At 67.0% G+C, this 12,033-nt stretch carries 11 protein-coding genes; 4 read left to right on the top strand and 7 right to left on the bottom strand.

Features of this window, described 5'->3' with window-relative positions; all coding sequences use genetic code 11:
• Window positions 1-170 precede the first annotated feature (170 nt).
• From galK to MA09_RS00760, 4 genes are all read right to left on the bottom strand, one after another.
• Window positions 171-1,259: a galactokinase gene (gene galK, locus MA09_RS00775; protein ID WP_036244411.1), complete on the bottom strand. Its 1,089-nt coding sequence runs from the start codon at window positions 1,257-1,259 to the stop codon at window positions 171-173.
• Window positions 1,256-2,416, bottom strand: coding sequence for a Xaa-Pro peptidase family protein (locus tag MA09_RS00770; RefSeq protein WP_229440508.1), 1,161 nt, complete (start codon window positions 2,414-2,416; stop codon window positions 1,256-1,258). Before MA09_RS00770 ends, galK begins: the two co-directional genes overlap by 4 nt.
• Window positions 2,413-3,513, bottom strand: a complete 1,101-nt coding sequence (gene galT / locus MA09_RS00765; RefSeq protein WP_036244410.1) for a galactose-1-phosphate uridylyltransferase — start codon at window positions 3,511-3,513, stop codon at window positions 2,413-2,415. Before galT ends, MA09_RS00770 begins: the two co-directional genes overlap by 4 nt.
• A gap of 403 nt (window positions 3,514-3,916) precedes the next feature.
• A complete protein-coding gene (locus MA09_RS00760) occupies window positions 3,917-5,461 on the bottom strand; it encodes a dipeptidase (RefSeq protein WP_036244430.1) in 1,545 nt (514 codons plus the stop codon).
• A gap of 122 nt (window positions 5,462-5,583) precedes the next feature.
• Between MA09_RS00760 and MA09_RS00755 the strand changes: the two genes are divergently transcribed.
• Complete coding sequence (locus tag MA09_RS00755) at window positions 5,584-6,465, top strand: pirin family protein (RefSeq protein WP_036244408.1); 882 nt, start codon at window positions 5,584-5,586, stop codon at window positions 6,463-6,465.
• On the opposite strand, the gene MA09_RS00750 is transcribed toward MA09_RS00755, so the two are convergent.
• A complete protein-coding gene (locus MA09_RS00750) occupies window positions 6,451-6,849 on the bottom strand; it encodes a hypothetical protein (RefSeq protein WP_036244407.1) in 399 nt (132 codons plus the stop codon). The genes MA09_RS00755 and MA09_RS00750 overlap by 15 nt on opposite strands.
• A 395-nt stretch (window positions 6,850-7,244) precedes the next feature.
• On the opposite strand from MA09_RS00750, the gene MA09_RS00745 reads away from it, so the two are divergent.
• A complete protein-coding gene (locus MA09_RS00745; RefSeq protein ID WP_036244406.1) occupies window positions 7,245-8,273 on the top strand; it encodes an asparaginase in 1,029 nt (342 codons plus the stop codon).
• A 73-nt stretch (window positions 8,274-8,346) separates the two neighbouring features.
• The gene (locus tag MA09_RS00740; protein WP_051933060.1) at window positions 8,347-9,396 is read left to right on the top strand and encodes an SDR family oxidoreductase; all 1,050 of its coding nucleotides are present in this window, start codon (window positions 8,347-8,349) and stop codon (window positions 9,394-9,396) included.
• A gap of 6 nt (window positions 9,397-9,402) precedes the next feature.
• Here MA09_RS00740 and MA09_RS00735 read toward each other — a convergent pair whose 3' ends face one another.
• Window positions 9,403-10,260 carry a hypothetical protein gene (locus MA09_RS00735; RefSeq protein WP_036244405.1) on the bottom strand — a complete coding sequence of 286 codons (858 nt, stop codon included), beginning with the start codon at window positions 10,258-10,260 and terminating at the stop codon, window positions 9,403-9,405.
• A gap of 148 nt (window positions 10,261-10,408) precedes the next feature.
• On the opposite strand from MA09_RS00735, the gene MA09_RS00730 reads away from it, so the two are divergent.
• Window positions 10,409-11,203 (top strand): hypothetical protein, encoded by a 795-nt coding sequence (locus tag MA09_RS00730; RefSeq protein ID WP_036244404.1) that lies wholly within the window; start codon window positions 10,409-10,411, stop codon window positions 11,201-11,203.
• 119 nt (window positions 11,204-11,322) lie between these two features.
• On the opposite strand, the gene MA09_RS00725 is transcribed toward MA09_RS00730, so the two are convergent.
• The gene (locus tag MA09_RS00725; protein WP_036244403.1) at window positions 11,323-12,012 is read right to left on the bottom strand and encodes a fumarylacetoacetate hydrolase family protein; all 690 of its coding nucleotides are present in this window, start codon (window positions 12,010-12,012) and stop codon (window positions 11,323-11,325) included.
• Window positions 12,013-12,033 lie beyond the last annotated feature (21 nt).

The following is a 12,033-nucleotide window of genomic DNA, read 5'->3' as shown; positions in this document are numbered from 1 at the left end:
GCCGCTCAGTTCCGTCTCGACCGCGAACGGCACGTTGATTTCGTGGGTCCACTCGGGACTGGCGTCGGGCAAATGGTATGTCAACTCGTCGTCAAAGCAGAAGCGCCACTTCCCGTTGAGGTTGATCCAGTTGTCGCGCACCAATTGGGGACGGGGATACTCAAACTGATTCATTGTTGTCCTTTCTGTTCAGTCGGAACCGGAACCAGGATCCGGCCCTGTCGTCCGTTCTTGTTATAGGCCGCCAGCGCGGCGGCGGCCGCTTGCCTGGCCTGACCTGCCCGGCACAAGGCCACACAGGCGCCGCCGAAGCCGGCGCCGGTCAGGCGTGCCCCGAGCACGCCGGGCGCCGCACGCAGGTGCTCGCACAGCTCGTCCAGCTCGGGAATCGATACTTCGTAGTCGTCGCGCAGGCTGAAGTGCGACGCGTTCATCAGTTCGCCGAAACGCTCGGCGCTCACGCCGTCCGCCGCTTCGAGCACGCGCAGGTTTTCCTGCACCACATGGCGGGCGCGTTCGCGCATCGGCGACGGCAGGCTTTCGACCGATGCCGGGTCCAGCACGTCGCGCAGCGCCTGCACGCCCAGCTTGCGCGACGCCTCCTCGCACTCGGCGCGGCGCTCGTTGTACTTGCTGGCGGCGAGCTTGCGCGCCACCCCCGAGTCGACCACGATCAGGGAGGTGTCCGGCGGCATCTTGACCAGCCGGTGTTCCAGCGTGCGCGCGTCGATGAACAGCATGCTGGTCTCGTCGGCCAGGCTGGACGCCATCTGGTCCATGATCCCGCAGTTCACGTGCGCGTACTCGATCTCGGCGCGCTGGGCGATGCGGGCCAGCTTGACGTCGTCGAGCTCGAAGCCGAGCAGCGCACGCAGCGCGCGCAGGGTCGCCACCTCGAGCGCGGCGGATGAGGACAGGCCCGAGCCGACCGGCAGGTTGGTGGTGACGTAGACGCGCAGCGGCGGCACCTCCACGCCTTCGGCCTGCACCAGCCGGATGCAGCCCTCGATATAGCTGCCGTAGCCCTGCGGCGCACTGCCGTTGTGCGGGAAGGTGACCGTGTTGTCGAAAGTCGGCGAATAGAAGTGGAAGTGGTCGTCGCCGCTGCGGCTCATCGCCACCAGCGTGCGCTGCGGGGTCGCCACCGGCAGCATGAAGCCGTCGTTGTAGTCGGTATGCTCGCCGAGCAGGTTGACGCGCCCGGGCGCCGACGCGTTCACCTCCGGCGCGCCGCCGAAGAAGGTGTCGGTGTTCGTCATGATGATGCTTGCGCCTCCAGCCAAAGGGGCCGCTTGCGGCCATGTACGTCCGCCGCCGGCCAGCCGGGGTCGAACGTGAGGTTCTCGAGCCCGTCGGGGCCGAGCAGGAAAGTATCTTCGATTTTTACACCCGCGAAGCTCGGGTTGAATGCGAATGCCATGCCCTCTTCCAGCTGGGTGGCGGTGCTTGGCCCGGCAACGATCTCGCGCGCCTGGTAGCCGGTGATGCCGCCCTGGTGGTGCTCGCGGATCGCGCCCTCGCGGTCGGCATGCCGGTAAGCCGCATCAAACGCGTGGTACACCGCCGACAGCGACTTGCCCGGCTGGACCGCCGCCAGGCCGGTGGCCTCGACTTCCAGCAGTGCACGCTGTTCGTCCAGGGGGACGGAGTTCAGGCCCGCGAAACTCACGAAACGGGTCAGGTTGGCATACAGGCCATGGCGGCGCGCGCAGAACACCAGCATGGCGCGCGCACCCAAGGGCTCGCCGGTCGGCGTCGGGTGACGCCAGGCCGGCAGGCGCCGCTCGCCGGCGGCCAGCACCAGGGCCGGATGAATGCCGCGCCGCCACAGCGCTTCCGCGCCGGCGCCGGCAAGCTGGTATTCGGTCCAGTCGGGCCGTGCGCGGCGCAGGGTTTCGCTCATCGCCTCGGCGGTCTCGCGCCCGAGCAGGCGGTAGCGTTCGCGCTCGTCCGGGCCAAGCACCATGCGGCGCTGGCGCAGCGCGTTCGGCAGCGGCTGCTCTCCCATGCCATTGCCCGCAGTGGCTCCCGCAGTTGCCCCGTTCCCGGGGCGGTCGGAAAAGATCCTGCGCCCGGCCGCGGCATTCTGCACGTAGCGTTCGCGCAGCTCCGGTTCGGTCCAGGGTTCGACATGGAAAGTGAAGCCGTCGGGCAGTTCCTCGGCGCGCAGGCGCTCGGCCTCGATGGCATCGGTCAGGATGCAGGCTTCCTCCGGCGTGACCAGCACCTCGGCGACGCCGCTGTCGGTGGTCTGCAGCACGGCGCTCGAACCGCCCGCCGTCACCCAGGCGAACCAGTCGACGCCGCGCAGGCGGATTGCGCCAGCGCTTGCGGCGGCCAGATGGGCGCGCAAGAACGCCAGCTTGTCCGCGACCTCCTGGGTGCGCTGCATGGCGGTGCTCATGCTCGCGCTCATGCGTGGGCCTCCTCGGCCAGGCTCACCTCCACCTGCTGCAGTTCGTAGGCGGTGGTCTCGGGCAGCACGTCCATCGCGAACATGCCGGCCGCCAGTTCGGTGCCGGCCAGGTACTTCAGGCGGTCGCGGGTCCGGTATGGCGGGTAGAACTGCGCGTGCAGCTGGGTCTCCGGATGCGCGGCGCCATCAAGGGGGGCCTGGTACCACGCCATCAGGTAGGGGAAGGGACGGTTCCACAGCGTGTCGAACTTGAGCAGCACCGTCTTGAGCGCGCGCGCCAGGCTTTCGCGCTGCGGCGGCGTGAGCGCGGCGAAATCCTGGCAGGGCGCGGTCGGCATCACCCATACCTCGTAGGGATAGCGGGCGCAGGCCGGCACGAAGGCGGTCGCGTAGTCGTCGTGGTACAGCACGCGCTTGCCGTCCGCGGCTTCGTCACGCGCCATGTCGCACAGCAGGCTGGTGCCGTGCTGCAGGAAGTACTCGCGCTCCTGCGCCAGCATGCGCGCCGGCACCTCGGGCACGAAGGGATAGGCATAGATCTGGCCGTGCGGATGGTGCAGCGTCACGCCGACTTCGGCGCCGCGGTTCTCGAAAGGCAGCACGTAATGGATGTGCTGCAGGCGCTTGAGGCGCGTCGTGCGGTCGCCCCACACCGACAGCAGCAGCTCGATGCGCGATAGCGGCAGCGAGGCCAGCGAAGACTGCGGCTCCTGCGTGAACACCACCACCTCGCAATGGCCATTGGCAGGTGCGGTCGGCACCGTCACGCTGGGCGGCTCGTGCGACTCCAGCGCCAGCGATGGAAAGCGGTTGTCGAACACGGCGATCTCGTAGTCGCCGGCCGGCATCTCGGTCGGGTGTTGCGGATCGATCGTTGGCGCCAGCGGGTTGTACTGCGGAGGCGGCTGGTAGGTACGGTTCTGGCGGAAGGCGGCGTAGGTCACCCATTCGCCGCGCAGCGGGTGCCAGCGCAGGTGGGGATTGGCATGCTGGGGATCAAGAAAGGGGCTGGGCGCAACGATACCGTCCGGGATCGGATGGTTGCTGTACAAGGTGAGATTGCGTCCGTCCGGCTTCTTGAGATCTTTGCTGTGCATGGCATCCAAAAAATGTCGGGCATTCGTAAAGCAAGGAGCGCGAGCCGACACCGGGATTGCCGGTGTCCTCGCGGTCTGACGATGATCCTATCATGCTGCTTTCGCCACATTTTCCCTCTAGCACAGCGGCATTTTCCGGTTATCAACGCCTTGGCCGCGCAGCGAAAAAGCCGTCCGTGCAGCCTGCCCTGTCGTTCCGAGGGAAAGGCGGATTTGCCCAACAGGCTGCCCCCTCTTTTGTAAGTACACTCCTACAGAACGATTGGAAATATTTACACATTTTGGCAAGCAAGAGACCTACCAGCTCAACGTGCACACGACGGCGTACGCAACGCCGGAAACGATCCACTTGGACGAAAAAAAGCCCCGGACGTGCCGGGGCCGGAACGGCTGGCGCGTGGTCCTACCTGGCCAGTTCGACCAGCACCGCCGTGTACATCTGCAGGTTCAGCAGCAGCTGTTTCTCGGTGATGAACTCATGCTCGGAGTGGCCGGTATAAACCTTGCCCGGCATGGCGGGACCGAAGCTCACCGCCCCCGGGAACAGGCGCGAATTGGTGCCGCCGCCGATCGCGACCGGCTGCGGGTCCTTCATGCCGGTAAAGTACGAGAACACGCTCATCAAGGTCGGTAGATGCGGTGCGTTCTTCTGCACCCACGGCTCGCCGATGCGGACCCTGACGTTCGCCAGCGGCAGCCGGCGCGCCTGCCACTGCGCCAGCGCGGCATTGACCTCGCTGGTCAGCTGCTCGCTGCTCTTGCCCTGCGGACGGCGCAGGTTGATCTGCACTTCGATGCCGCCATTGTCCCCCTCGTTCTGCTTGATCACGGTCGGCGAGAAGCTCATCGGACCCATGAAGCTGTCGCGGTAGGCGATGCTGCCGAACTTCTCGCCATAGATGCCGGTGCCGACCATCTCGTTCAGGTAGTTCACCACGGCGCCGGCCGTGGTATCGGCCCAAGGACGCACGGCCAGCGCATCGGCCAGCATGCTCACCGCATTGACGCCGTCTTCCGGCTTGGACGAGTGGGCGGACACGCCCTTGGCCTTGATGACCAGGTTGCGGCTCGAACCCACTTGGTGCCAGCTGAAGCTGTACTGCATGCCTTCGTGCTTGGCGCCGCGCGCACGGATGGCCTTCTCGATCTCCGGCGTGGCGTTCGCGATCGTGGCGCTGGCATCCTCGGGAATCTGGGTAATGAAGAAACCGCCGCCGAATTCCGCCACGTAGGCCTCGCCTTGCGGCGGCGCAACCGCGCCCGCGTTCGGTATCGTCACGGCGACCAGGCCGGAGCCCTTCTCCGCCGTCACCGCCGGGTATTCGGCGTCGAGCGTGATGTTGACCTGCGGCGGCTGGTGGGTCTTGAGGAACTCCACCAGGGGCTGCCAGTCGGACTCTTCGCCCATGTACACGTAGAGTTCGATGCGCTTGGACAGCGGCAGGCCCTTGTCACGGATCGCCTTCATCGCGTACAGCGCGGTGGCGATCGGCCCCTTGTCGTCCTCGGCGCCGCGCGCCAGCAGCTTGCCCGGTTCGCTGGTGCGGTCCAGCACGAAGGGAGATTTCTTCCACTTGCTCGGGTCGACCGGCTGCACGTCGCCATGGGTGATGACGCCGACGCGCTCGCTGCCTTGTCCCAGGCCGATGATCACGGTCCAGCCATGGTCGGCGTAGTCCAGGCCCAGGCGCTGGGCTTCGGCCTTCAGCGCTTCCTTGAAGGCAATGTGCACCGGGTTCCTGTCGGATGGGACGTTCTTGTCCGCCACCGTGTTGTAGCTCACCAGCTTGGCCAAGGTGTCGACGACGTCCTTGCGGTAGGTGCTGGCCGCATACTTGGCGGTCTTGACGGCGACTTCGCTCGGGGCCTTGCTGGTCGCTGGGGCCGCGCCGGCGGGCACCGTGAGGGAAGCCAGCAGCAGGCTGGCAAGCAGTGTTTTTCGAATCATGAAGGCCGTCTCCAGGTGCAAAGCGTGATTGCAAAAGCGCAAGAAGTCTAGCACAGGCGTGTGCGCCCGAGAGGGTCGTTCAGGTATCGTAGGCCGCGAACAGTACCGACAGGAGACTTACCATGACCGCGAGAGCCGTCCACCGCCTGCATCCCGCGACGCGCGACGATATCGGCGACCTCATCACGCAGCGTCCGCTGCCCGGTCGCCTCGTCGACCAGATCGATCCCTTCCTCTTCCTCAACCATCACGGCCCGCAGACCTACCCGCCAAACAACCGCGGCCTGCCTTTCGGTCCGCACCCGCACCGCGGTTTCGAGACCGTCACCTTCATCCTCGAAGGCATGCTGGCGCACCGCGACAATGCCGGCCACGAAAGCGTGATCCACGCCGGCGGCGTCCAGTGGATGACGGCCGGACGCGGCATCGTGCATGCGGAGGTCTCGCCGCGCGAATTCCTCGAACGCGGCGGGCCCATCGAGATCCTGCAGCTGTGGGTCAACCTGCCCTCGCGCCTGAAGATGAGCGAACCCGCCTACACGGGCCTGCAGCGCGCGGACATCCCTGCCCTGCCGGTCGACGAGGGCAAGGTGACGCTCAACCTGATTGCGGGGGAATGGGAAGGCAGGAACGGGCCGGTGCGCTCACTGACCGGCGTATTCATGAGCACGCTGGAGATGCGTGCCGGAGGGCGCATCCGCTTCGGCGGACTGGAGGGGCGCAACGTGTTCCTCTACGTCGCGCGCGGGGTGGTCCAGGTCGGCAACCATGCCGACCTGGTCAGTCCGATGCACCTGGTGGAGCTGGACGAGACCGGCGACACGGTCGAGATCCATGCCAGCCAGGCCGCATCCAGCCAGGATTGTGTCGTGGTGTTCGGCCATGCCGAGCCGATCCGCGAACCGGTGGTTTCGCACGGCCCCTTCGTGATGACCACGCGCGAGGAGATCGCACAGGCCATCAGCGACTACCAGGCCGGTCGCTTCGGCTCAGCGCTGGGCTAGCGCGATGGAGCGGCCGTCCAGGCTGCTGACGCGTACGGTGTCCACCACGCGGCGGCCGTCCGGTCGGTCGAAGGACAGGCGCAGGTCCTTGCCCATGGCAACGAAGCGGTTCTTGCCGACGTGGACGATCTCGGTTGCGCCGTCGCCGAGGTTGGCATACAGCTTGCGCGCCTGGCCGTCCAGCTTGCCGGTGACGGTGAGGATACGGCCATCATCGAGACGGTATTCGCCCTGCACCTTGTCGAACATGAAGGGAGCCATCTGCGTCTGCTTCGGCTGGGCACCGATCACGTCGACACGCTCGGAGGCGGTGCCGTGCGGTGCCGCGTTGGCGGTCAGGGTGAAGAAGGTGGCGGCGGCGGCCAGCAGCAGTTTGGTGCGCATGATGTACTTCCTTTCAGGTCGAAAATGAATGGGTTCGGACCTGTGCGGCTGACGATTACCCCAGGCGCCGCGCGGTCCACGTTGTTCAGTTTCGCCAGCGTTTGTCTGTGTTTGTCTGGCGATGAGGGAAGTGTAGCGACACGCCATACAGGCTCAAGCCGTAAGTGCTGGAATGCCGAAAACGCGCGATGAAATGCAGAAAACGGATACCAGACGGGACATGCATACCTACGCAAGCTTCCGACGTCTGCACGTCGTGCAGATGTCTCGAAAAGCCTGGATTGACGGGCGAAACGGACAGATTCGATGCATATGCGGGGCCGTGCGTCTGCATGTTTCGCAATGCCTTAAAGTAGGGCTCCGATCGCTTTCAACCACCATTCACAACGACAACCATGCAAGCCATCCCCCTCGTCGCCACCACGCGCGGCTACCCCGATTCCGGCCACGTCGTCGAGAATATCCACGCCGGCTCGATCGCAGTCGTGGACGTGCAGGGACGCCTGCTCTACGCGAGCGGCGATCCGCACTACCCCACCTTCACGCGCTCGGCGCTCAAGCCTTTCCAGGCCCTGCCCTTGATCCTGTCGGACGGTCCCGCGCGCTTCGGATTGAGGCGCGACGAGCTGGCGCTGCTGTGCGCCAGCCACTCGGGCGAGGACAAGCACCTGCAGGGCGTGGAATCCATCCTCGGCAAGATCGGCCTCGACCCCGGCCACCTGGAATGCGGCTGCGCCACGCCGCTGTTCTACGAGTTCACCGGCCAGCAGGCGCCCCAGGACCGCAGCTGGACGCCGCTGCACCACAACTGCTCCGGCAAGCACAGCGGCTTCCTGGCCTGGTGCCGCCTGCACGGCGCGCCCACCCGCGGCTATGTCGAGCGCAGCCATCCGCTGCAGGGGGCGATCCGCAGTACGCTGGCCGAGGTCGCGGGAGTGCCGGCCGACCGCATGCCCGTCGGACTCGACGGCTGCTCGGCGCCGAACTATGCAATGCCGCTGTCGCGCCTGGCGCACCTGTATGCACGCCTCGCGCAAGGCCCCGCCGACCCGCAGCTGGGCGGCGCCATGGGCATGCTGTTCGATGCGATGACGGCGCGGCCCGATCTGGTCTCGGGCACGGCGCGCACCGATCTGGCCTGGATGACGGCCGGCGGCGGCGACTGGGTGGCGAAGATCGGCGCCGACGCGGTGCAGGCGATCGGCATCCGCTCGGCGGGCCTGGGCATCGCGATCAAGATCGCGGACGGCAACAGCCGGGCCCTGCATCCGGCGGTATACGCTGTGCTCGACCAGCTCGGCCTGCTGGACGAGGAACGGCGCGCCCAGCTCGAACCCTACCGCCAGCCGGCCATCCGCAATGCGCGCGGCACGGTGGCCGGCGACATCCGCCCCCTGTTTACGCTGACGCCGCAAGCTGCCTGATTCTCGCCCGAAACGTACGGCGAACCGGCAGGCTCCCATCGTAGGATGTTCCGGAACCGATTCCGGAGGCGACATGAACATGCTGGGATTCACCACGCGCGGCCTGACGCTGCGCGCCTGCCTTGCCTGCCTGCTCCTGCTGCTTGCCGCGCTGCTGGGCGGCTGCGCCACCGCGCTCTCGCCCGCGGAAGGCGCAGCGGTAGCCGGAAAAACCTATGTGGTCACCGGCGCCTCCAGCGGCTTCGGGCGCGGCGTGGCCGAGCGTCTCGGCGGCCTGCGCGCCAACGTGGTGCTGGCCGCGCGCCGCGCCGAACTGCTGAACGAGGTGGCGGCGCGCGTGAACGCGCTAGGCGGCACGGCGCTGGTGGTGCCGACCGACGTCGCGCGCGTCGAGGACATGCAGCGCCTGGCCGCGGCGACGGTAGCCCGCTTCGGGCGCATCGACGTCTGGATCAACAACGCCGCCGTGGGCGGCATCGGCCGCTTCGACACCATTCCGCTGGAAGACCATGCGCGTATCGTCGACGTCAACGTCAAGGGCGTCATGTACGGCAGCCACATCGCCCTGCGCCAGTTCAAGGCGCAAGGCGGCGGCACCCTGGTCAACATCGGCTCGGTGGAAAGCGAGGTGCCGCTGGCCTACCACGCCTCGTATGCCTCGACCAAGGCTGCCACACTCAGCCTGGGCCGGGCCCTGAACGAGGAGTTGCGGCTGGCAGGCCTGCAGGACCGCATCCGGGTCACGACCGTCATGCCCTGGGCCGCCGATACGCCTTTCTTCGCGAATGCCGCCAACTACTCGGGCCACCGCCCGCGCATGCTGGCCATGGACGACCCGGCCAAGGTGGTGGAAGTCATCGTGCGTGCCTCGCTCTACCCGCGCGAGGAAGTGCCGGCCGGCTGGAAGGCGCGCGGCGCCGTGTGGTCGCACAGGATCGCGCCCGACCTGACCGAGCGGATCTCGGCCAACATCGCCCATGCCGAGCAGTTCGAGAAAGCACCACCCATGCCACCGACCAGCGGTAGTGTCCACCAGCCGAATCCGGCTGCCAGCGGCATCGATGGAGGCGTGCGCGCCCTCATGCGGCAGGAAGACGAAGCACGCAAGGCGGGCAAGCCCTGACGCCGCTTACGCCGCCAAGCGCCTCAGCATGGCGGCAATGGCGTCGACCACGGTAGCATCGTCCCAGTAGCTGTTGTGCGCGAACGGGTTCCAGCTGCGCAGCAGCAGGCTGGCGACGCCGCCGCTGGCGTTGACGGCGCGGTCTTCCACCAGCTCGCGGTAGCCGCCAGGCAGCGGCTGCAGCGGCCAGCCCAGCACGTCGTCCGGGTCGTAGAAGTTGATCCACTTGAAGAGCGAGGTCGGGCGTTCGATCGGGATGATGTGCATGATCTTGTGCGCCGCGATGAACACCGGGATGTTGCAGCCGGTCGTGACCAGGGCCGCGCAGGTGCCCGCGCCGAGGAAGGTCTTCTCGCTCGCGGTGAGCGCGCGCCCCACGGTGGCGGCAGCCCAGGCATCGATGTTGCGCCAGATGCCGGCACTGACTGGCTGGCCCTTGGCAGCCTTTTGCGCGTCATAGATGTAGCTCGACAGGACCTGGCAGCCGAGCGACTGCGCCACGAACACCACCGGCATGCCGGGTCGCACCGCGTGCGCCGACAGGAGCGTGCGCGCGATCTCGCCCTGCGCCAGCTCGTAGACCGAACCGGGGATCTCCTTGCGGTTCTCCAGCCCGGCCGCGTCGCCGAAGCCGAACAGCACGAACTTGCGCAGGTCGGGGTAGCGCACCGTGCTGTGCTGGCGGGTGCGCTCCCATACGTAGTTCTGGTTGTCCTGCAGGATCTTCTGGTAGTACACGGAGCGCATCACCACCTGCCCCGCCAGGCTACCTAACTGCCCGCGCAGCCGGTCCATCAACCCATCGGCATAGGTGGGCGGGGTCTCCCCCATCCCGTGCACCGTGATCAGCGCCACTTCGGTCATGGCATCCTCCCCTTCCCGGGCCGCGTGTTTACCGATTGTGCGGTCCTCTCATGATGGGGATAGCGTATCAGTTTTCCTTGCCGTACATGCGTTCGCGCCACCGTTCCGGCGTGCGCTACCATGAGGCTTTCCAGCGACCGCCGATCCGATGACAGACCTGCTCTTTCCCCGCTACCGCGAAGCGATCCGCAGCCTCGACCTGGCGCAGGTGGCCACGCCCATGCAGATACCCGAGGCCTTCCTGCTCGGCCGCGAAGGACGCTACAGCGCCCATTACATTCCCTTCGAATCGGTGCACCCGCAGGCGCGCATCGTCGTCGCCGGCATCACGCCCGGTTTCGTGCAGTGGAAGAACGCGATGCGTGAGGCGCAGCACCAGCTGGCGGCAGGCAGCAGCGACGCCGTGGTGCTGCGTTCGGCGCGGCTGGCAGGCGCCTTCAGCGGTGCGATCCGGCCCAATTTCGTGGCCCTGCTCGATGCGATCGGCGTGCAGCGCTGGCTCGGCATCGCCAGCTGCGCCACCCTGTTCGGCGAGGATGCCGGGCTGGTGCAGGTGAGCGCGATCCTGCGCCACCCGATTTTCGTGGACGGCAAGAACTACAGCGGCTCGCCCTCGCCGCTGAAGAAGAGCTTCCTGCGCGGGCAGGTACTGCGCTGGTTCGCACAGGAGGCGCGGCAGCTGCCGGACGCGCTGTACATCCCGATGGGCGCCAGCGTCAGCGAGACGCTGGACTGGCTGGTCAGCGAAGACGTGATTCCTGCGGGACGGGTGCTGCACGGGCTGCCGCATCCATCCGGGGCGAATGCGGAGCGGGTGGCTTACTTCCTCCGCCGCAAGGAGCGCGCCACGCTGTCGAGCAAGACCAATGGGGCGCAGATCGATGCGGCGCGCGCGGCGCTGCTGGCGCAAATGGAAGCGTTGATCACTGCCCGCTTTTCGTAGGGGTGATCTGGTCCAGTGGACCAGATCACGCTTCGCCGTCCGCGCGTCCAAGCAGCTGAAGGCCCGCCGCACATCTGTTCGAATGTGATTCGAACGCGCGGTCGGCATAGCCGACCACCCTACGCGATAGATAACGCAAACTCCGTGACCCCATCTACGCCGCCGCGCACCTGGTCGCCCGGCTTCAATGCCGCGACACCGGCCGGCGTGCCGGTAAAGATCAGGTCTCCGGGCGCCAGCGTGACGAGGCGCGACAGGAGGCTGATCACGTCCGCGATCGGCCAGATCATCTCGTTCAGGTTTCCTTCCTGGCGCAGCGCACCGTTCACCTCCAGCCAGATGCGTGCATCCTGCGGATGGCCGAGCTTTGCTGCGGGGATGAGCGGACTGCAGGGCGCCGACGCATCGAAACCCTTTGCCATGTCCCAGGGCCGGCCGGCGTCCTTGGCGACCGCCTGCAGGTCACGCCGCGTCAAGTCCAGGCCCACGCCGTAGCCCCACACCAGGGACATGGCATTGGCCGGGTCGACGTCGGCGCCACCCGCGCCCAGCGCCACCACCAGCTCGACCTCGTGGTGCAGGTCCTGGGTGGCGGGCGGGTACGGTACGGTGCCGCTGGCCGGCACGACGGCATCGGCCGGCTTGGTGAAGAAGAAGGGCGGTTCGCGGCCCGGGTCGCTCCCCATCTCGCGCGCATGGGCACCGTAGTTACGGCCGACGCAGAACACGCGCCGGATCGGGAAGCGCTCGAGGGCCCCGGCCACGGCCAGCGAAGGCTGTGCGGGAGCGGTAATGACGTAGCTGGACATGCTGATCCTTTCATGGACTAA

This window comes from Massilia sp. BSC265, from assembly GCF_000740675.1.
GTDB lineage: Bacteria > Pseudomonadota > Gammaproteobacteria > Burkholderiales > Burkholderiaceae_D > Telluria.
This window is presented reverse-complemented; position numbering and strand designations above follow the sequence as displayed.

What these genes read in the sequence shown, in the direction of transcription:
- MA09_RS00770 (WP_229440508.1), bottom strand. Translation starts at nt 2,416, where the DNA reads ATGAGCGCGAGCATGAGCACCGCCATGCAGCGCACCCAGGAGGTCGCG.
- MA09_RS00760 (WP_036244430.1), bottom strand. Translation starts at nt 5,461, where the DNA reads ATGATTCGAAAAACACTGCTTGCCAGCCTGCTGCTGGCTTCCCTCACG.
- MA09_RS00735 (WP_036244405.1), bottom strand. Translation starts at nt 10,260, where the DNA reads ATGACCGAAGTGGCGCTGATCACGGTGCACGGGATGGGGGAGACCCCG.
- MA09_RS00750 (WP_036244407.1), bottom strand. Translation starts at nt 6,849, where the DNA reads ATGCGCACCAAACTGCTGCTGGCCGCCGCCGCCACCTTCTTCACCCTG.
- galT (WP_036244410.1), bottom strand. Translation starts at nt 3,513, where the DNA reads ATGCACAGCAAAGATCTCAAGAAGCCGGACGGACGCAATCTCACCTTG.
- galK (WP_036244411.1), bottom strand. Translation starts at nt 1,259, where the DNA reads ATGACGAACACCGACACCTTCTTCGGCGGCGCGCCGGAGGTGAACGCG.
- MA09_RS00740 (WP_051933060.1), top strand. Translation starts at nt 8,347, where the DNA reads ATGAACATGCTGGGATTCACCACGCGCGGCCTGACGCTGCGCGCCTGC.
- MA09_RS00755 (WP_036244408.1), top strand. Translation starts at nt 5,584, where the DNA reads ATGACCGCGAGAGCCGTCCACCGCCTGCATCCCGCGACGCGCGACGAT.
- MA09_RS00725 (WP_036244403.1), bottom strand. Translation starts at nt 12,012, where the DNA reads ATGTCCAGCTACGTCATTACCGCTCCCGCACAGCCTTCGCTGGCCGTG.
- MA09_RS00730 (WP_036244404.1), top strand. Translation starts at nt 10,409, where the DNA reads ATGACAGACCTGCTCTTTCCCCGCTACCGCGAAGCGATCCGCAGCCTC.
- MA09_RS00745 (WP_036244406.1), top strand. Translation starts at nt 7,245, where the DNA reads ATGCAAGCCATCCCCCTCGTCGCCACCACGCGCGGCTACCCCGATTCC.